The organism is Streptomyces sp. JJ66 (assembly GCF_019303495.1).
Taxonomy (GTDB): domain Bacteria; phylum Actinomycetota; class Actinomycetes; order Streptomycetales; family Streptomycetaceae; genus Streptomyces.
In genome coordinates this window covers 1-20276 of record NZ_JAEVFI010000024.1, presented here as the reverse complement: position 1 = coordinate 20276, position 20276 = coordinate 1, and the positions used below count along the sequence as shown (strand labels likewise).

Sequence of the window (20276 nt, the reverse complement as noted above, 5' to 3'; positions counted from 1 at the left end):
GCCCTGTTTTGGTGCGACGGTGATCCCTAGAATCCGCCACACATCTTTCTCGCACAACGCCACCAGCGCGCCCACGCGCCACACGTCAAGGAGGACGAATGGCGGGGCAACTCTCCCCACTTCAGAACCACCACCACCTGGCCGACGCCGTACTCACGTCCGGCAACCGCTCCCTGGTGCTGGTGATCGCCGCGATCGCGGTGGCAGCCCTGGCCGTCGCGGTGGTGCTGCTGCGTCAGGTCCTCGCGGCCGGTGAGGGCACCGACAGCATGAAGAAGATCGCCGCGGCGGTACAGGAAGGCGCGAACGCCTACCTCGCGCGCCAGCTGCGCACGCTCGGCATTTTCGCCGTCGTCGTGTTCTTCCTGCTCATGCTGCTGCCCGCGGACGACATGAACGAGCGCCTGGGCCGCTCGCTGTTCTTCCTGGTCGGTGCGGCTTTCTCAGCGGCGACCGGGTATATCGGCATGTGGCTCGCCGTGCGCAGCAACGTGCGGGTCGCCGCGGCCGCGCGCGAAGCGAGCCCGGCGGCCGGGGAACCGGAAAAGGACCTCACCGCCGTTTCGCACACCGCGATGAAGATCGCTTTTCGCACGGGCGGCGTCGTCGGCATGTTCACCGTCGGCCTCGGCCTGCTCGGCGCGGCCTGCGTCGTGCTCGTCTACACCGCCGACGCGCCGAAGGTGCTGGAAGGTTTCGGCCTGGGGGCCGCGCTGATCGCGATGTTCATGCGGGTGGGCGGCGGCATCTTCACGAAGGCCGCCGACGTGGGTGCCGACCTCGTCGGCAAGGTCGAGCAGGGCATCCCCGAGGACGACCCGCGCAACGCCGCCACCATCGCGGACAACGTCGGCGACAACGTGGGTGACTGCGCCGGGATGGCGGCCGACCTGTTCGAGTCGTACGCGGTGGTCCTCGTCGCCAGCCTCATCCTGGGCACGGTCGCCTTCGGGGACGCGGGGCTCGCGTTCCCGCTGATCGTCCCGGCCATCGGCGTCGTCACCGCGATGATCGGCGTCTTCGTCGTCGCGCCCCGGCGCACCGACCGCAGCGGCATGACGGCGATCAACCGCGGCTTCTTCCTCTCGGCGGTCATCTCCCTCGCCCTGGTCGCCGCCGCGGCCTACGCCTACCTTCCCGCCACCTTCGCCGAGCTGGACAACGTCACCGACGCGGGGATCGCCGCCCACGACGGCGACCCGCGGCTGATCGCGCTCATCGCCGTGGCCATCGGCATCGTGCTCGCCGCGCTGATCCAGCAGCTCACCGGCTACTTCACCGAGACCACCCGCAAGCCCGTGCGGGACGTCGGCCGCACCTCGCTGACCGGTCCGGCCACCGTCGTGCTGTCCGGCATCTCGCTCGGCCTGGAGTCGGCCGTCTACACCGCGCTGCTGATCGGCCTCAGCGTCTACGGCGCCTTCCTCCTCGGCGGAACGTCGATCATGCTGGCGTTGTTCGCGGTGGCGCTGGCGGGCACCGGTCTGCTGACGACCGTCGGTGTCATCGTCGCGATGGACACCTTCGGCCCCGTCTCCGACAACGCGCAGGGCATCGCCGAGATGTCCGGCGATGTGGAGGGCGCGGGCGCCCAGGTGCTCACCGATCTGGACGCCGTCGGCAACACCACCAAGGCCATCACCAAGGGCATCGCGATCGCCACCGCCGTGCTGGCGGCGGCCGCCCTGTTCGGCTCCTACCGGGAGGCGTTCACCACCGCTGCCACCGAGGTGGGCGCGCGGGCGGACGAGCTGGGCCTGAGCCTGGACATCGCCCAGCCCAACAACCTCGTCGGCCTAGTGCTCGGCGCGGCCGTGGTGTTCCTGTTCTCCGGGCTCGCCATCAACGCCGTCTCCCGCTCAGCCGGCGCCGTGGTCTACGAGGTGCGCCGCCAGTTCCGCGAGCGTCCCGGGATCATGGACTACACCGAGCAGCCGCAGTACGGCCGCGTGGTGGACATCTGCACCAAGGACGCGCTGCGCGAGCTGGCCACCCCCGGTCTGCTGGCGGTGATGGCGCCGATCGCGGTCGGCTTCACCCTCGGGGTGGGCGCGCTCGCGGCGTTCCTGGCGGGCGCGATCGGCACCGGCATCCTCATGGCCGTCTTCCTCGCCAACTCCGGCGGCGCCTGGGACAACGCCAAGAAGCTGGTCGAGGACGGCCACCACGGCGGCAAGGGCAGCGAGGCGCACGCCGCGACGGTCATCGGCGACACCGTGGGCGACCCGTTCAAGGACACCGCGGGTCCGGCGATCAACCCGCTGCTGAAGGTGATGAACCTGGTGGCGCTGCTGATCGCGCCCGCCATCGTCACCCTCTCCTACGGCGAGGACGCCAGCGCGGGTCTGCGGGCACTGGTGGCGGTGGTGGCCATGGCGGTCATCGTCGCCTCGGTCTACGTGTCCAAGCGGCGTGGTGTGGCGATGGGCGAGGAGGGCGAGGGCAAGGCCGAGCGTCAGTCCGCCGCGCCGTCCCCTGACCCCGTGACGGCGCCCTGACGCGTCGCGCGAACCGGTCACCACGAGTGGGTGGCGTGCCCCGGGCACGCCACCCACTTTCCGTCGCCCGCGCAATATGCGGCAAACGCCTGCTTTAATGCCCGAAACGGGCTAACCGTGCGCCCGGGTCGCCGTCCCGGGCGCCACGGCGTGTATCTTCCGGGCCGAAAGCCACGAAGGGATGGGTCAACCGGTGAACAAGAAGCTTGCCTTGGCGCTGTGCGGCAGCGCGATCATGGCGGTGACGGCGACCGGTTGCGGCGACGACACCGGGGAACAGATCCAGTCGTGGGCGCAGAACGTCTGCGACGAGGTCGCGCCGCAGGTGGAGAAGATCCAGAACGCCAACAACGCCATCGCCGAGGTAGGCGACGCGGACACGCCGCCGGCGGAGGTCCAGAAGGTCGACTCGCAGGCGTTCCAAGACCTCTCCGAGGCGTATGGCGGCCTGGCAGGCGCCGTTGACGGCGCCGGGGACCCGCCCGTCGAGAACGGCGCCGAACTGCGCGAGAACGCGGCGGAGGAGCTGAACGACATCTCCACCACCTACACCGGGCTCAAGAAGCGTATGGACGGACTGGACACCAAGGACCAGAATGCCTTCGCCGACGGCCTCAACGGCATCGTCGAGGAGCTTCACCAGCTCGGCGACAGCAGCCAGGAGGCGCTGAGCGAGCTGCAGGCCGGTGAGCTGGGGCAGGCGATGGCGGAGCAGGAAGGCTGCCAGTCAAAGCCCGCCGGGACCGGCGGAGGCGACGACGGCGCGAGCGGCGACGCGGACTGACCGGCGCCCACCCGGCCCGCACCGCCAGCCCGCCGCCACCCGCCAGTCCGCCGCCACCCGCCAGTCCGCCGTCACCCGCCAGCCCGCCGTCACCACCACCCGGTGCGCACCCGCCCGCGCGCCCCCCGGCCCCCGGCGTGCCCACAATGGAGCCGTGAGTACGCATCAGGAGACCCAGCAGCCGCACACCCCGCACCCGCAGCTCCTGCCCTCCGGGTGTACCGCCACGACATCACGCCTGCGCGAGGCGTTCCTCGCCGCCGACTTCACCGCCGACGGCCTGCTGGAACTGCTCGGCGCCCCCGCTTACACGGCCCTGGCCCGCAGTGAGACGGTGCCCGCCCTGCGCGTCACCCGCGGGGGCAGCCCGCTGGAGACCCTGGTGCGGCTGTTCCTGCTGCAACGCCCGGTGCCGCGCGCCCAGGCCCACGCCGCCCTGTCGCAGGCGTACGACGCGGCCCTCGCGTCCGGCTGGCTCGTCCCGGCAGCCCTCCCGGGGGACGCAGACGACGTCCGCGCCGCCGTGGACGTCCGCCCCTACGGCGGTCCCGAGGGCCAGGACTGGTGGATCGTCTCCGACCTGGGCTGCGCGGTCGGCGGCACCAGCGGCGTAGGCGACCGCGCGGCGGACGTCGTGCTCGGCGTCGGCGGCGCGTCCACCACGCTGGCCGGGATCACCGTGCGCACACCGGTGCGGCGCGCCCTGGATCTCGGCGCCGGTTCCGGCATCCAGGCGCTGCACGCCACCCAGCACGCCTCGTCCGTCACCGCCACCGACGTCAACCCGCGGGCCCTGCGCTGCACCGTGCTGACCCTGGCCCTGTCGGGGGCCGCGCCGCCGGACGTGCGCGAGGGGTCGCTCTACGCTCCGGTCGCCCACGACGAACCGTTCGACCTCATCGTCTCCAACCCGCCGTTCGTCATCACCCCCCGCGCCGACGAGGCTTCCCGCCTGGTCTACCGCGACGCGGGCCTGAGCGGCGACGACGTCTGCCGCACCCTCGTGCGGAACGCGGCCGACCACCTCGCCGACGGCGGCTACTGCCAGCTGCTGGCCAACTGGCAGCACGTCGCCGGGCAGGACTGGCGTGAGCGGCTGCGCTCCTGGCTGCCGCCCGGCTGCGACGCCTGGGTGGTGCAGCGCGAGGTGCAGGACGTCACCCAGTACGCCGAGTTGTGGCTGCGGGACGCCGGTGACCACCGCGCGCAGCCGGACGGCGCCCGGAGCTACGCGGCCCGCTATGACGCCTGGCTGGACGAGTTCGAGCGCACCGGTACGCAGGGCGTCGGCTTCGGCTGGATCGCGCTGCGCAAGTCCGGCGCCGCCGACCCGGCCGTGACGATCGAGGAGTGGACGCACCCCGTCGAGCAGCCGCTGGGCGACACCGTCCGCGCGCACTTCGAGCGGCAGGACTTCCTGCGCGCGTACGACGACGCCGCCCTGCTCGGCACCCGCTTCCGGCTCGCGGACGGGGTGCTCCAGGAGCAGATCGGGCCGCCCGGCGCGGAGGACCCCGAGCACGTCGTGCTCCGCCAGAGCCGTGGCATGCGGCGCGCGTCCCAGGTGGACACGGTGGGCGCGGGCTTCGCGGGCGTGTGCGACGGGACGCTCCCGGCCGGACGCATCCTGGACGCCATCGCCCAGCTGGTGGGCGAGGACCAGACCGTGCTGCGCGACCGCACGCCCCAGGCCATCCGCCTCCTGGTGGAACAGGGCTTCCTGCTCCCGGAGCCGACCGACCGCTGAAGCCGGTCGCGGGCGTCCGCTTGCAGCCGTCCGCTGGAGGGATCTTCCGCCCGCTGTTCACCCGGTGTTCGAGCCGTCGCCGCCCACGCCTGTCACGCTCGCCGCATGGAGAGTGCACCCGCGGCTTTCGCCGGAGGCGTCTGCGCGCTGTTCGGCGCGGCTCTGTTGCTGTGGACGACCCGGCGCGTGCGGCAGGGCCGCCCGGTCGCCGTGGGCACGACGACGGTCACCCGCACCAGGGCCGCCGCCGTCGCCGCCGGCTGGGGCCTGACCCTGTCCGCCGCCGGCCTCTGGCTCCTGTCCGGCCTCTGACCCGTGGTCGCCCCGCCCCCGGGCCGGTGCCGCCCGGCTTGCGGTGCGTGGTGTGCGCGCGGGCAGACCCCTGGCACGCGAACGGCCGGTACCCCGGGACCCGCGAGGGGCGAGCCGGGGCACCGGCCGTCAACCTGGATCAGCCCTGGAGTATGCGGCCCTGGGCGTCGGTGCGGTCGTTGCTGGTGAGGAACAGGATTCCGTCGATCAGGGCCCAGATGCCCGCGCCTCCGCAGGTGAGCAGCTGGGCGATGGCCATGCCGGTGTGGCCGGTGTAGAAACGGCCGACGCCGAGGCCACCGAGCAGGATCTGCAGGATGCCAGCGGTGACCTTGGACTTGTCGGAGTAGGGCTGGCCGTTGGGGGCGACAGCGCCGGGGTGGGTCATGACGTGCTCCTCATAGCAATGCACAGTTGAGCGGGAAGCGCCCTTGAGAGGCGTCCACCGCGCTCCCCGGGGACTGACAGAGGGGAGGCGGCGCATGTCACGACTCCGGACACCGCGCGGGGGTTGTGGTCGCCGCCCATCCGTGATGCAACCGTGATCATGTCAAGGAGCGAGCCGGGCCATGGCGGTCACGGCAGGCCGCGCAGCGGCTCAGCCCAGCAGGTTCCGCGCCACCATCCACCCAGCGGCGACGCCGACGACGGCGAGGACGGCACGGGGGCTCAGCGCGGGCCGGTAGCGCCGCCCGCGCAGCCCGGCCAGGAGCCAGCGTCCGCCCAGGTACGCGGCGGCTGGCAGGCCGAGCGTGAGCAGCAGCGCGTTGTCGGCGAAGGCGGCGGCCACGTCACCGTGCAGCAGGTCGTACGCCATGCGGGTGCCGCCGCAGGACGGGCAGTCGAGCCCGGTGAGCCAGTTGACCGGACACCGCGGCAGCAGCTGGCCCGGCTGGTGCGGATCGGTGCCGTAGAGGTACGCCGCGCCCGCCCCGGCGGCGGCGAGGGCGGCCAGGGGCGGCACAGCCGGGTGCAGCCGGGGCGGGCGCGGGGCGGTCCTCAGCGTCGTCACCTTCAGCCGCGCAGGGGGCGGCCCTGGGCGTCGGTCGCGTCGTTCTGCGTGAGGAAGAGGATTCCGTCGATCAGGGCCCAGATGCCCATGCCTCCGCAGGTGAAGAGCTGCGCGATCCCGATGCCGATGTGGCCGGTGTAGAAGCGTCCGATGCCCAGGGTGCCGATGAGGATCTGGAGCACACCGGCGACGACCTTGGACTTCTCCGAGTACGGACGGCCGTAGGGGTCGTAGCCGTACGGCGCGTTCGGGTCCCCGGTGTACTGCCCCGGGGGAACGGCGTAAGCGGGCGGAGGCGGTGCCTGCGGGTAGCCGGGTCCGGATGCGTGGCCCGGGCCTGGCTGCTGCGGGTACCCCGGCGGACCGGAAGGCCCCGGCCCACCCGGCGGCTGCGCTTGCCCGTAGGGGTTGTCCCCCGGCTCCTTGCTGTAGGGATTCTGATTCGGGTCTGCCATGCGAGCCCCCCGTTGTCGTGTGTGATGCGTTCGGCTGCCGGTCATAGTGCCAGGTGGCGGAGACGACGGCCATGGCGGCCGTCGGGTGCGGCGTGGGGCAGCACCCGGGCGCGTGGGGCGGGGCTGGCCGTCGGCGTTCGTGCCCCTGGCGGCCCTCGCGTCGGGGTCGAGGCGTCCGTCCCCAGGCGTGCGGCCGGTAGCGGTCGCACGGTACCGGCCGCACGCCCGGCCGGCTGCCGGGCCGCCTCGGTACCCTCGGTGGTGGAGCAGGAGCGCTGTGGCCGGGCTGGCCGGCTGCCGCCTTGCCGGAGGGCGGCAAGGCGATAAGTCGGGTTACCGTTCGAGTGGCGTTGCTGACTTTTCCCGTTTGACAGAAGAGCGGGAGGTACGGTCACACTCCGGCCCCACCGGCGCGGTGCGCAGACGGTACGCGCGTCGGGCACGGGGCGGGCCGGGATGCCGGTGCCTCGCGTACCGGGCGTGCACCACCGCACACGACCGACCTCGGGCACCGCTGACCACCGACCGGAGAGAAGAGCAGAAGTTGTCCCCGACCAGCGATACCGCAACCGGCGGGCGCCGCCTCGTCATCGTCGAGTCGCCCGCGAAGGCGAAGACGATCAAGGGCTACCTCGGCCCTGGCTACGTGGTCGAGGCGAGCGTCGGGCACATCCGCGACCTGCCGAACGGCGCCGCTGAGGTGCCCGCCAAGTACAAGGGCGAGTCCTGGGCCCGGCTCGGCGTGAACGTGGACCACGACTTCGAGCCGCTGTACGTGGTCAACAGCGACAAGAAGGACCAGGTCAAGAAGCTCAAGCAGCTGCTCGCGGAGTCCGACGAGCTCTACCTCGCCACCGATGAGGACCGCGAGGGCGAGGCCATCGCCTGGCACCTGAGGGAAGTGCTCAAGCCCAAGGTGCCGGTGCGCCGGATGGTCTTCAACGAGATCACCAAGGACGCCATCCGCGACGCCGTCAACAACACCCGCGACCTGGACCAGAAGCTCGTCGATGCCCAGGAGACCCGCCGCATCCTGGACCGCCTGTACGGCTACGAGGTCTCCCCGGTGCTGTGGAAGAAGGTCATGCCGCGGCTGTCGGCGGGCCGGGTGCAGTCGGTGGCCACCCGCCTGGTCGTGGAGCGCGAGCGCGAGCGTATGGCGTTCCGCACCGCCGAGTACTGGGACCTGACCGGCGTTTTCGGCACCGGCCGACAGGGCGACGCGTCCGACCCGGACCAGCTCACCGCGCGGCTGTCCGCCGTGGACGGCCGCCGCGTCGCCCAGGGCCGCGACTTCGGCGCCGACGGGCAGCTCAAGCGCGCCGACCAGGTGCTGCACCTGGACGAGGCAGGTGCCCGCGCGCTGGCTGAGGCGCTGGCGGACACGCGGTTCGCCGTGCGCTCCGTCGAGTCCAAGCCTTACCGCCGCTCCCCGTACGCCCCCTTCCGCACGACGACGCTCCAGCAGGAGGCGTCGCGCAAGCTCGGCATGGGCGCCAAGTCGACGATGCAGGTCGCCCAGCGCCTGTACGAGAACGGCTTCATCACCTATATGCGCACGGACAGCACCACCCTGTCCGACACCGCGATCAATGCCGCCCGCGCCCAGGTCACGCAGCTGTACGGCGCTGACTACCTGCCGGACAAGCCCCGCTCGTACGCCGGAAAGGTGAAGAACGCGCAGGAGGCGCACGAGGCGATCCGCCCTTCGGGTGATCGTTTCCGCACCCCGGCCGAGACCGGTCTGACCGGCGAGCAGTTCAAGCTCTACGAGCTGATCTGGAAGCGCACCGTCGCCTCGCAGATGAAGGACGCCGTCGGGCAGTCCGTCACCGTCAAGGTCGCCGGGCGTTCCGCCGACGGCCGCGACGCCGAGTTCTCCGCGACCGGCAAGATCATCACCTTCCACGGCTTCCTCAAGGCCTACGTCGAGGGCGCCGACGACCCGAACGCCGAACTGGACGACCGCGAGCGCCGCCTGCCCCAGGTCAGCGAGGGCGACGCGCTCACCGCCGACGAGCTCACCCCCGACGGCCACGCCACCAAGCCGCCCGCCCGCTACACCGAGGCCACGCTGGTCAAGGAGCTGGAGGAGCGCGAGATCGGCCGCCCCTCGACGTACGCGTCGATCATCAGCACCATCCTCGACCGGCGGTACGTGTTCAAGAAGGGCACGGCCCTCGTCCCGTCCTTCCTCTCCTTCGCCGTCGTGGGCCTGCTGGAGAAGCACTTCGGCCGGCTCGTGGACTACGACTTCACCGCGCAGATGGAGGACGACCTCGACCGCATCGCGCGCGGCGACGCCGAGTCCGTGCCGTGGCTGCGCCGGTTCTACTTCGGCGAGGGCGGCGTCGAAGGCGCCGCGGCCGCCGACGCGGGCAACGGCGACGGCGACCACCTGGGCGGCCTGAAGGAGCTGGTCTCCGACCTCGGCGCCATCGACGCCAAGGGTGTGTCGTCCTTCCCGGTCGGCGAGGGCATCGTGCTGCGCGTCGGCCGCTTCGGCCCGTACGTCGAGAAGCCCGGCCCGGAGGGTGAAACCGGCCAGCGCGCCGACGTCCCCGACGACCTGCCGCCCGACGAGCTGACCGTCGAGCTGGCCGAGGAGCTGTTCGCCAAGCCCAGCGGCGAGCGTGAACTGGGCACCGACCCGGTGAGCGGCCACCCGATCGTCGCCAAGTCCGGCCGCTACGGCCCCTACGTCACCGAGGTGCTGCCCGAGGGCACGCCGAAGACCGGCAAGAACGCCGTCAAGCCCCGCACGGCGTCCCTGTTCAAGACGATGTCCCTGGACACCGTCACCCTGGACGACGCCCTGCGCCTGCTGTCCCTGCCGCGCGTGGTCGGCGTGGACCCCGAGTCCGGTACCGAGATCACCGCGCAGAACGGCCGCTACGGGCCGTACCTGAAGAAGGGCACGGACTCCCGCTCCCTCGAAACCGAGGACCAGCTGTTCACCGTCACCCTCGAACAGGCCCTCGCCCTCTACGCCCAGCCCAAGCAGCGCGGCCGCGCCGCCGCCAAGCCGCCGCTGAAGGAGCTGGGCACCGACCCGTCCAACGACCGCCCCGTCGTCGTCAAGGACGGCCGCTTCGGCCCCTACGTCACCGACGGCGAGACGAACGCCACCCTCCGCCGCGACGACGACGTCGAGACGATCACCCCGGAGCGCGCCTACGAACTCCTCGCGGAGAAGCGCGCGAAGGGCCCGGCGAAGAAGACGGCCGCGAAGAAGACGGCCGCTAAGAAGACGGCGGCGAAGAAGACGGCGGCCAAGAAGACGACCGCCAAGAAGACGGCGGCCAAAAAGGCGACCGGGAAGAAGACCACCGCGAAGAAGACCACCGCCTCCACGGAGTAACCCACCGCCCACGCCACCCCGCGTCCGGTGCCCCGGCATGGGACGCGGGTGTGGGGCGGGGCCGGGGGCGGGACATCTCTGGTCGGCCAGCCCGGTGCGTAGGCCATACGTTCGGGTCCAGCACCATCCTGTCGGCCGCACTCGATACGCTGCCCGTATGACGCGAGCAGAGCAGCCAACGGCCGCCAACCCGGCTTCCGAAGCCCTGGCCGCGGACTCCCGCGAGCGCGCCGTGCGGGCCTTGGTCCGCTACGCCCCGCTGCGCCGCCTGTGGAGCGCCCACTACGTCAGCGGCATCGGTGATGCCCTGGCCCTGCTGGTGCTGACGCTGCTGGCGATGCAGACGGTCGTCGGCGTCGCCAGCGCCGGGGGCGACCCCGTGTTCGGCGTCGGCTACAGCGGCGTCGCCCTCGCCGTCGCCGCCGTGTTCGCCACCCGTCTGCTCGCCACCCTGCTCTTTGGCGCGGTGCTGCTCGGCCCGGTGTCGTCCCTGCTCGCGCCGGGCAGCGCGCTGGACCGCCGCTGGACGATGATCGGCGCCGACGGGGTGCGCGCCGCGCTGCTCATCGTGGCGCCGCTGTGGATCACCTGGACACCAGCCAGCGCGTACGCGTTTTTGCTGATCACGGTGTTCCTGACCGGCGTCGCGGAACGCCTGTGGGCCGTGGCCAAGGACAGCGCCGCGCCCGCGCTGCTGCCTGCCCCGCCGCCGGAGGGCGCGGCCGTGCGTCCGCTGCCGGACCAGCACGAGGCGCTGCGCCGCCTGTGGGTGCGCGGCAGCTTCCTCGCCTTTCCGGCCGCCGCGGCCGTGCTGCTGGTCGTCTCGCTGCTGAGCAACCTGCTCGGCACGGGCATCACCTGGTTCGGCGAGCACCAGGCCGCGCTCGCCTCCTACGTCGCCGCCGGCCTGTTCGCGGCGTCGGTCTCGCTCCTGGTCTTCCTGCACCTTCCCGGCGGTCAGACGCCGCGTCCGCGCTCGCCGCTGGAGGGCCTGCGTCGTCCCCGCACCGCCGAAGGCCCGGACACCGGACGCACCGGCACGGTGCCGCTGCTGGTGGTGTCGGCCGCGGCCGTCGCGGGTACGGTCGCGGCGTCCGTGGCGCTCGCGGTGCTGCACGCCTTCGACCTCGGCGGCGGCCCGGTGACGTACGCCCTGCTCGTCCTCGGCCTGCTCGGTGGCACCGCGGCGGGCACCCGGCTGGCGGCACGCGGCCTGCCGGGCCTGACCCCGCGCCGTCTCCTGGCCCTCGCGCTGACTACGACCGGCGTGTTCCTGCTGCTCACCGGCCTGATCGCGGACACCGCGACCGCGCTGGCCGCAGCCCTGCTCGCCGGTGTCAGCGCCGGTGTCGCCGCCCGCACCGCGCACACGCTGCTGGACCAGGAGACGGAGGACGCGCGCCGTCCCCGGATGACCGAGCACCTGGGCGCCGTCGTCCGCCTCAGCGTCGCGCTGGCCGCCGTCCTCGCGCCGGTGCTGGCCGCGCTGATCGGCGACCAGCGGGTGGAAAGCGGCACGTTCGTCTTCGCGCACGGTGGCGCCGCGTTCGTCCTGATGCTGCTGGGCGCGCTGCTGCTGCCCGTCGCCGCGCTGGTGCTCACCAAGGCCGACGACCGCCGTGGCGTGCCGCTGCGCCGCGACCTGCTCGACGCCTTCCGCGGCGGTGACCCGGCGCAGGCCCCGTCCGCCACTGGGTTCTTCATCGCCCTGGAGGGCGGCGACGGCGCGGGGAAGTCCACCCAGGCCGAGGCGCTCGCGGAGTGGATACGCGGCAAGGGCCACGAGGTCGTCGTCACCCGAGAGCCGGGCGCCACGCCGCTGGGCAAGCGGCTGCGCTCGATCGTGCTCGACGTCTCCTCTGCCGGGCTTTCGCACCGCGCGGAGGCACTGCTGTACGCCGCCGACCGGGCCGAGCACGTGGAGAACGTCGTCCGTCCCGCGCTGGAGCGCGGCGCCGTCGTCATCACCGACCGCTACATCGACTCCTCCGTGGCCTACCAGGGCGCGGGCCGCGACCTCGCGCCGACCGAGGTCGCCCGCATCTCCCGCTGGGCGACGGGCGGTCTCGTCCCGCACCTGACCGTGCTGCTCGACATCTCCCCGGAGACGGCGCGCGAGCGGTTCACCGAGGCGCCGGACCGGCTGGAGTCGGAGTCCGCCGACTTCCACCAGCGGGTCCGCGCCGGATTCCTGGCGCTCGCCGCCGCCGACCCGGCCCGCTACCTGGTGGTGGACGCCGGTCAGGAGCCGGAGTCCGTCACCAGCGTGGTGCGGCACCGGCTGGACCAGGTGCTCCCGCTGTCCGAGCAGGAGATCAAGGAGCGCGAGGAGGCCCGCCGCAAGGCGGAGGAGGAGCGCAAGCGGCGCGAGGCCGAGGAGGCCGCGCGCCGGGCCGAGGAGGAGCGCCGCAAGGCCGAGGCCGAGCGGCTGGAGCGCGAGCGCCAGGCGGAGCTGGCCCGGCTGGAGCGCGAACGCGAGGAGGAACTCGCCCGCCAGCGCGCCGAGGAGGAGGCCCGCGAGCAGGAGCGCCGCCGCCAGGAGGCCGAGGCCGCCCGCCGCGCGGCGGAGGCCCGGCTCGCGGAGGAGACCCGCCGCCGCGCGGAGGAACTGGAGAGCCAGCGGGAGGAGGAGCGCCGCCGCCAGGAGGCGGAGGCGGCCCGGCGCGCGGCCGAGGAACATGCCCGGGCCGAGGAACAGGAACTCCTGCGTCAGCGCTACGAGCAGCAGGAGCGGGAGCGCGCGGAGGAGGCCGCCCGCCGCGCCGAGAAGCAGCGCCAGGCCGAGCGGGCCTTGCTGCGCGCCGAGCAGGCCCGGAAGTCCGCCGCCGCCAGCTCCGGCCCCGACGACAAGACGGCGCAGATCCCGCAGGCCAGCCCCGCATCGCCCCCGGACGCGGACGAGACGCGGGCGCTGCCCCGGGTGCCAGGGGAGAAGGACGAGACGCGGGCGCTGCCCCGGGTGCCAGGGGAGAAGGACCAGCAGGACGCCGAGCCGCAGGACACCATCGGCCCCGACGACAGCACCCGCGAGATCCCGCAGCCCCCCGTGCCGGACGCCCCCACCCGCCAGCTGCCGCAGGTGGACGCCGAGACCCGTCCCCGCCCCCGCCCCGCCTGGGCCGAGGAAACCCCGATGGACGACCTGCCCACCTTGGCCGACAAACTCCTGGGCCCCCACAGGGACAGCGACGAGGACACCGAAGAGAACCGCCGCAAACGCCGCTGACCCGGCACCCGGCACAGCGCCCGTCTCACCTCACGGTGATCACTCGCACCACGGCCACTCAGCCCGGGACGCCGACGTGGGGAGTGGCGCGACTCCTGCCGGAGCGAGCCTCGGGGCGGCGAGGGGCGTGCCAGCACGCGGTGCGGGGCGGCGGGTGCCCTCCCGGGGACGCGGCGCAGGGCCTACCGGAGCGTGAACGGCTCCAGCGTGGCCCGCTCGCCCGCCTCCACCCGCACGGTGCGGCACGGGCGCGCCGGGGGCCGCGTGCCGTCGGGAACGGCGGTGACGCAGACGCGGTGCCGGTCGGGCCCCAGCTCGTAGAGGTCGCACCGCCCGGTGTGGTCGGTGACGCAGTCGGTGACCAGCAACCCGTCCGCCGCCCGCGCCGCCTCGAAGCCGACGTCCGCGACCGGTCGGCCGGCGGCGTCCTGGGCGGCGACCGTGATCCGCGCCGGGTCCGCCTCGCCCGCCGCACACCGCACCGTGGCAGCGGTCAGCTGACCGCCGTACCGGCCCGTGCCCCTGTCCAGCTCCAGCCGTAGCGCGGTGATGGTCAGGGTGCCGTCGGCGGCCCGCGAGCGCTCGCCCAGCACGACGCGTCCCACCCCGTCCGGCAGCTCGACGACGGTACCGGGCGCCGCGTCGGCTGGCAGCGGGACCGGCGCTCCCCCGGAAGCGGGCATGAACGTGCCCCCGCGCACGCCGGAGCCCCCGGCCGCCGGGACGACCGGGGCCGCGGTGCAGGAAGCCGTCACCGGGCCGGTGCGCAGCCGCGCGTCCCCGATGCGCAGGTCGAGCGCGTCCACCCGGGCCGCCGCGCGCACGGTACCGGCCGCCTGGTCACCACCCGCCGTCGCCCGCGCTCCCCGCGCGGAGCCCACCCCACTGATCAGCACGTTGTCCGTGGTGGCGGTGGAGGCGAAGCCGGGGAAGCGGGCCTGCCCCACGCCCACGTGGACGCGTCCGTCCGAGGAGGTCAGCTCGGCAGAGAGCGCGGTGGCGGTGGCGGAGCCGTCCGCCGCCTGGGCCGCCCCCGCGACCCAGGCGACGAGCAGCCCAACCGCTGCGGTGGCGGCGACCGACGCCCTGCGCACGGTCCGACGGGCGGTGCGGTGCATGGGCGTCCCTCCTGGAGTCCGGCAGGGAAGGAACCGGACGGCCGATGGTCACGCAGCGTGCCGGGCCGACGGCTGCACCGCGAACATGCCATAGGACTAGTCCTACTTCGCGGTACTGTGCCCGCGACCCCGGCGCGTCCTCCCCAACTTCCCCCACTCGGCCCAACACGCCCGCCCCAGCCACTCCCGGCTCCCTCGGCAGGGACTGTCCGACGCATGCCGGACAATGGACCACCGGCAGCCAGCGAACGAGGCCACGCCGACAGCCGACAAACCGCCGCAGCACCCGCGACGCGGCACCACGCCGCAGCCGGTCCGTCCCGCACGACACGGCGGAACCGCACACAGCAGACACCTCACAGAGCCCAGAACAGACACAGCACACAGCACAGAGGCACACAGCGCACCCAGCGCGGCCGCGCAGCCCACCCGGCGAAGCCGGTGAGCGTGCGCCACGCGACCGGCGCAGCACACACGAAAGGGCAGCACATGGCGGTGTGGGACGACCTGGTGGGCCAGGCCAGGGTGGCCGAGCAGCTCGCCGCCGCCGCCCGGGACGCGGACGCCTACGTCAGCGCCCACGCCCGGGGTGACGCCGGGGCCGAGGCGGCCGTCTTCGCGGGCTCCGCCATGACGCACGCCTGGCTGTTCACCGGCCCGCCCGGCTCCGGCCGCTCGACGGCCGCCCGCGCCTTCGCCGCCGCCCTGCAATGCGTCAGCCCGGACCGCGCGCTGGGCGGCGCCCCGGGCTGCGGCTTCTGCGAGGGCTGCCACACCGCGCTCGTCGGCACCCACGCCGACGTGGACGTCATCCGCACCGAGCTGCTGACGATCGGCGTGAAGGAGACGCGGGAGCTGGTGCGCCGCGCCCAGCTCGCCCCGGCGGGCGGCCGCTGGCAGGCGATCGTGCTGGAGGACGCCGACCGCCTCACCGAAGGCGCGGGCAACGTGCTGCTGAAGGCCGTGGAGGAGCCCGCGCCGCGCACGGTGTGGCTGCTGTGCGCACCGTCCACCGAGGACGTCCTGCCCACCATCCGCTCCCGCTGCCGCCACCTGGGCCTGCGCACGCCACCGGTCGATGCCGTCGCCGACCTCCTCGTCCGCCGCGACGGCATTGATCCCGCCCGCGCCGCCGCCTGCGCCCACGCCACCGGCGGTCACATCGGCCGCGCCCGCCGCCTGGCCACGGACGAGCGGGCCCGGGCCCGCCGCGCCGCGGTGCTGCGTCTGCCCCTGCGGGCGGAGACCGTCGGCGGCTGCCTGGGCGCGGCCCAGGAGTTGATCGAGGCGGCCGAGGAGGACGCCAAGCAGGTCGCCGAGGAGTTGGACGCGCGCGAGACGGAGGACCTGCGCGCGGCGCTCGGCGCGGCCGAGGGCAAGCGGCTGCCGCGCGGCACGGCCGGTGTCATGAAGGAGCTGGAGGACAAGCAGAAGCGCCGCGCCACCCGCACCCAGCGCGATGCGATCGACCTCGCCCTCACCGACCTCGCCGCCTTCTACCGCGACGTCCTCGCCCACCAGCTCGGCGCCGCCCCGGCCCGCCCGCACCCCGGCCCGGACGCCGGGCTCACGGCGGCCGAGGGCGTCGCCCAGGTCGCCGCCGCCTCCCGCCCGGAGCAGACCCTCCGGCGCATGGAGGCGATCCTGGCCTGTCGCGAGGCCCTGGACCGCAACGTCGCGCCGCTCCTGGCCGTCGAGTCGATGGCGCTGGCGCTCCGCGCGGGGTGAACCCGTCCGCCCACCCGGCGGTATACGCTCCGGGTACCGACCGGAGCGAACCGCCCGATCGGGTACGGATCGGTCCGACGATACGGGCGAGGGTGGACATGGCACACCGGCGGCACTACCGCGTCTTCGGCGCCGCCCTCACGGCGGCCCTGCTGCTGACAGCCTGCACCGGGCAGGACGACGAACCGGGCTCGGACCGGTCGAACACCGCCGCGGGCCAACGCGGCGTGGACCGTGTCCTGGAACCGCTGCCCGCCGAGATCCCCGACGAGCTGCGCCCCTACTACGACCAGCGGCTCGCCTGGGAGGACTGCGGCCCCACCGGCTTCCAGTGCGCCACCCTGCGCGTTCCGCTCGACTACGCCGCGCCGCAGGCCGCCGACGACCTGGAACTGGCCGTCATCCGCTCCCGCGCCACCGGATCGGGTGACGCTGAGGGATCGCTGCTGGCCAACCCGGGCGGCCCCGGCGCCTCCGCCGTCGAGTTCGTCCGCGCCTTCGCGGGCGTCGGCTTCCCCGCCGAGATCCGCGAGCGGTACGACATCGTGGGCGTGGACCCGCGCGGCGTCGGCGAGAGCGAGCCCATCGAGTGCCTGTCCGACGCGGAGATGGACGAGCACACCCAGGTGGACATCACCCCCGACAGCGCCGCCGAGACCGCCACCCTCCAGCAGGCCAACGACGCGTTCGCCCGCGGCTGCGCGGAGGACGCCGGCGAGTTGCTCGGCCACGTCTCCACGGTTGACGCCGCCCGCGACATGGACGTCGCGCGCGCGGCCCTCGGCGACGAGAAGCTGACCTACGTCGGCTACTCCTACGGCACCCTGCTCGGCGCGACCTACGCGGGCCTGTTCCCCTCCCGCGCCGGACGCCTCGTCCTGGACGGCGCGATGGACCCGTCGCTGCCCGCCGAACTGCTCAACCGCGACCAGACGGCCGGCTTCAACACCGCCTTCACCGCGTTCGCCGAGGACTGCGCCCAGCGCTCCGACTGCCCCCTCGGCAAGGATTCCCCGCAGGACGCGGGCCAGCGCCTGAGCACCTTCTTCGACCAGGTGGACGCCGAGCCGCTGCCCACCGGCGAGGAGCGCGAGCTCACCGAGTCCCTGGCCACCACCGGCGTGATCAGCGCCATGTACACCCAGCGGTACTGGCCCCGTCTGCGCGAAGCCCTCACCGACGCCCTCGACGGTGACGGCGCGGGCCTGCTCTCCCTGGCCGACGACTACTACGAGCGCCTGCCCGACGGCTCCTACGGCAACCTGATGTTCGCCAACGCCGCTGTCAACTGCGTCGACCAGCCCCCCGCCTTCTCCGGCCCCGCCGAAGCCGAGGACGCCGTGCCCGCTTTCCGCGAAGCCTCCCCGGTCTTCGGCCGCAACTTCGCCTACGCCACCCTCATCTGCACCGACTGGCCCGCCGACCCCACCGGCCAGGCAGGCCGCGTCGAGGCCCAGGGCGCCGACCCGATCCTGGTCGTCGGCACCACCCGCGACCCGGCCACCCCGTACGTGTGGGCCGAGGGCCTGACCGCCCAGCTCGACTCCGCCACCCTCCTGACCTACGACGGCGACGGCCACACCGCCTACGCCCGCGGCATCACCTGCGTCGACTCGGCCGTGAACGCCTACCTCCTGAGCGGCACCGTCCCGCCCGACGGCAAGCGCTGCTGAACCCGGTCCCGACCACCCCGCCAACCTGTGTAAACTGTTCCGCGCTGCACCCCAGCAAGCCGCCTTAGCTCAGTCGGCCAGAGCGACGCACTCGTAATGCGTAGGTCAAGGGTTCGATTCCCTTAGGCGGCTCCGCGTGGAAGCCCCAGCTAGACGTCTTCTAGCTGGGGCTTTGTGGTTCAGTGCACCCGGCGGCGGCGCCGCGAGCGGTCCGCTCGCGTGCTGGTGGTCTCAGTTCTGGTCTCAGTTGCCGTTGTAGGCGCGGGCATGAACGCGGCTCCCACACGCTTCATGGCGTCCTTGGAGAGCTGCGAACGACCCTTCACGTAGCGCCGCGTCTGGCTGATCTGGGTGTGCCGCAGAATCTCCATGATGGTCACCATGTCCACCCCCAGCTCGTTGAGGATCGTGCCTGCGGTGTGACGGCTGCCGTCGTACAGGCGACGGTCATCGATCCCCGCTTCCGCGAGCAACTCCTTGAACTCTTGCCAGTCGTCGCGCGGGTCCAGTGGCCGACCATCGGGCCGCGTGAAGACGGCTTGGTGTTCCTGCCAGAGCTCCCCTGCGGCGGCCCGCGTCGCATCCTGCTGTTCCTTGTGTTGCCGCAGGTAGGGAATGAACGGCGGAGGGATCGGAACTGGGTTCTGGCTCTTCTTCGTCTTCGGCCGGGTGAAGACGAGACCACCCCCCTTCCGCTGCGGGCAAGCGCTCGCGTGTTTCGTACACGACTTCGCACAGGGCTGTGGACAGCCGCGCTTGTAGCCCTTGTGGGCGGTACACCCAGGCTGGCAGACGTCGAACCGGTGGAGTCGAGCCCCGCATGCGTGGGGGTCCGCGCAGCCATGGCGCCAGGTGAGGCGTTGGAGCTGCCACCGAGGGTGAAAGAGCTCGTTCTCCAGATCCACATAGGGCCACCGGAAGCCGAGGGTTTCACCCTGCCTGAACCCCATTCCGACGCCGACGATCCATCGCATAAACGTGGGTCGCTTCGCCGCAGCTTCAAGAAACGCCTTTGCCTCCTCCATGGTGAACGGGTTGGTCTCCGTCTCGTCCACACTCGGGGGGTCTACCAGCGTGGCGACGTTCTCCGAAATCATGCGGCGGCGGTGTGCGATCTTCAGGGCTCGCGAGAGGATGCGGTGCACTTTAAGCACATGCGACGGTGCGTGCCCCTCGTCGAGCATGGCGCGGTACATCCGCTCCAGGTGCTCCGGTTGAAGCTTGTCCAACCGGTGTTTGCCGACCCCAGGGATAATGTCGTTCCTCGTCTTGGACCAATAGTCGTCCAAAGAGCGCGGTTTAAGCTTCAGCGACGCGATGTCGGTCAGGTAGGTGGTCATCCACGTCTCTACCGTCGGCTTACGCCCGGCGTTGGGCGCGCGGCCTTTATTGCGCAAGTTCTCCAGCTCGCGGACCTTGCGCTTGATTGCTGTCTCGGACCGTGCCCTGCGGTGGCGGCGGTCGGGGCTGCCGTCGTCCTTGACGCCCATGGTCACGCGGCCGTGCCACCAGCCGTCATTTCCCAAGTAGATGGAAGATTCCAAGTTCGGCTTGCGGGGGCTCATTTTACTCCTCCATACGGAAGCGCCCCGAGCGGGGGGCTCGGGGCGTCTCAAAGTGGATTTGGTCAGTGGGGTATGGGGGCGAGGTTCGCTACGAAGCTTTCGAGGTCAATCCGCCTGACGCGACGCACGCGACCCACCTTGATGTACTTCAGGGCGCCATCGGCCATGAGTTCGTAAATGGTCGAGCGGCCGATTGCGAGGATTTCTGCCGCCTCCTCCGGCTTGTAGAGAAGGCGCCCGGGGGCGGCGAGGTCCGGTTCGCGGGCGAGGGTGCTCATGTGTCCTCCAGGGCGGTGATCAGTTGGTGCGTGGAAGGGGTGTCCTTTCAGACCTGCTGTGGGTTTCTGGCGCGGTGTGTCCGAGGTGGGGGTTTGTGCGTCACCGCGTCATCTGCGTCACGCGTGCTCGTTGAGCTGTGGGTTTGCGGTGACGCAGGGGGTTGGGGGGTGCGTCATCGGCGACGCGGGTGTGCGTCATGGGGTGACGCGGGTGACGCAGGGGTGACGCGGCCCGGGTGTCTTGCGTCACCGTTGTTACGGCTGGTCAGGGGGCGGTTTCGGGGTGTGGGTGACGCGGGTGACGCAGGTTCTCTTCTCTTCGGACAAGGAAGGGGGTTGGGTTGGTGTGGGTGGGTGCTGCGGTGTGGGAGATGGAGCCGCTTCGCGGCGCGTCTATCGCGGGGCGGCGTTGCCGCCGAACGGCAAGAGGAGCACCCGGGGCGGTGGGTGGTGGTGCTCTTTTTGCTTGTTGCGGTGGTGCTGGTCAGTGGATGGGGTCTTGGTGGTGGGTGGGGGGTG

Annotated in this window: 14 protein-coding genes and 1 tRNA gene; 9 read left to right on the top strand and 6 right to left on the bottom strand. The window is 72.6% G+C overall.

Going from position 1 to position 20276, the window contains the following annotated elements; translation table 11 throughout:
- The first annotated feature begins 98 nt into the window (after positions 1–98).
- The 4 genes from JJV70_RS17065 to JJV70_RS17050 all read left to right on the top strand — a co-directional run bounded on the left by JJV70_RS17065 (position 99) and on the right by JJV70_RS17050 (position 5341).
- On the top strand, positions 99–2498 hold the full coding sequence (locus JJV70_RS17065; RefSeq protein ID WP_219048865.1) for a sodium-translocating pyrophosphatase: 2400 nt from the start codon (positions 99–101) through the stop codon (positions 2496–2498).
- 193 nt (positions 2499–2691) lie between these two features.
- Positions 2692–3282 (top strand): small secreted protein, encoded by a 591-nt coding sequence (locus JJV70_RS17060; RefSeq protein ID WP_308294864.1) that lies wholly within the window; start codon positions 2692–2694, stop codon positions 3280–3282.
- Positions 3283–3487: 205 nt separating this feature from the next.
- Complete coding sequence (locus JJV70_RS17055) at positions 3488–5029, top strand: class I SAM-dependent methyltransferase (RefSeq protein WP_219048892.1); 1542 nt, start codon at positions 3488–3490, stop codon at positions 5027–5029.
- 105 nt (positions 5030–5134) lie between these two features.
- The gene (locus tag JJV70_RS17050) at positions 5135–5341 is read left to right on the top strand and encodes a hypothetical protein (RefSeq protein WP_219048863.1); all 207 of its coding nucleotides are present in this window, start codon (positions 5135–5137) and stop codon (positions 5339–5341) included.
- A gap of 139 nt (positions 5342–5480) precedes the next feature.
- Here JJV70_RS17050 and JJV70_RS17045 read toward each other — a convergent pair whose 3' ends face one another.
- From JJV70_RS17045 to JJV70_RS17035, 3 genes are all read right to left on the bottom strand, one after another.
- Positions 5481–5729 (bottom strand): TM2 domain-containing protein, encoded by a 249-nt coding sequence (locus JJV70_RS17045; protein ID WP_219048862.1) that lies wholly within the window; start codon positions 5727–5729, stop codon positions 5481–5483.
- 210 nt (positions 5730–5939) lie between these two features.
- Positions 5940–6353, bottom strand: a complete 414-nt coding sequence (locus tag JJV70_RS17040; protein ID WP_308294863.1) for a DUF2752 domain-containing protein — start codon at positions 6351–6353, stop codon at positions 5940–5942.
- Between the two features lie 2 nt (positions 6354–6355).
- Entirely contained in the window at positions 6356–6808 is a 453-nt protein-coding gene (locus JJV70_RS17035; RefSeq protein WP_219048861.1) for a TM2 domain-containing protein, read from the bottom strand.
- A gap of 544 nt (positions 6809–7352) precedes the next feature.
- On the opposite strand from JJV70_RS17035, the gene topA reads away from it, so the two are divergent.
- Entirely contained in the window at positions 7353–10169 is a 2817-nt protein-coding gene (gene topA / locus JJV70_RS17030; RefSeq protein WP_219048860.1) for a type I DNA topoisomerase, read from the top strand.
- 157 nt (positions 10170–10326) lie between these two features.
- Positions 10327–13395, top strand: coding sequence for a dTMP kinase (gene tmk, locus JJV70_RS17025; RefSeq protein WP_219048859.1), 3069 nt, complete (start codon positions 10327–10329; stop codon positions 13393–13395).
- 182 nt (positions 13396–13577) lie between these two features.
- Here the strand turns inward: tmk and JJV70_RS17020 are convergent, their stop codons facing one another.
- Complete coding sequence (locus tag JJV70_RS17020; protein WP_219048858.1) at positions 13578–14513, bottom strand: hypothetical protein; 936 nt, start codon at positions 14511–14513, stop codon at positions 13578–13580.
- A gap of 489 nt (positions 14514–15002) precedes the next feature.
- Here JJV70_RS17020 and JJV70_RS17015 point away from each other — a divergent pair, with 489 nt between their 5' ends.
- The 3 genes from JJV70_RS17015 (at position 15003) to JJV70_RS17005 (ending at position 18046) form a co-directional block, all read left to right on the top strand.
- Entirely contained in the window at positions 15003–16241 is a 1239-nt protein-coding gene (locus JJV70_RS17015; protein WP_219048857.1) for a DNA polymerase III subunit delta', read from the top strand.
- Between the two features lie 98 nt (positions 16242–16339).
- Positions 16340–17914, top strand: a complete 1575-nt coding sequence (locus tag JJV70_RS17010; protein ID WP_219048856.1) for an alpha/beta hydrolase — start codon at positions 16340–16342, stop codon at positions 17912–17914.
- Between the two features lie 58 nt (positions 17915–17972).
- Positions 17973–18046, top strand: a tRNA-Thr gene (locus JJV70_RS17005).
- A 47-nt stretch (positions 18047–18093) separates the two neighbouring features.
- Here the strand turns inward: JJV70_RS17005 and JJV70_RS17000 are convergent.
- Both JJV70_RS17000 and JJV70_RS16995 read right to left on the bottom strand, forming a co-directional pair.
- Positions 18094–19479, bottom strand: a complete 1386-nt coding sequence (locus JJV70_RS17000) for a tyrosine-type recombinase/integrase (protein WP_219048855.1) — start codon at positions 19477–19479, stop codon at positions 18094–18096.
- A 62-nt stretch (positions 19480–19541) separates the two neighbouring features.
- Complete coding sequence (locus tag JJV70_RS16995; RefSeq protein WP_219048854.1) at positions 19542–19757, bottom strand: helix-turn-helix domain-containing protein; 216 nt, start codon at positions 19755–19757, stop codon at positions 19542–19544.
- Positions 19758–20276: the final 519 nt, after the last annotated feature.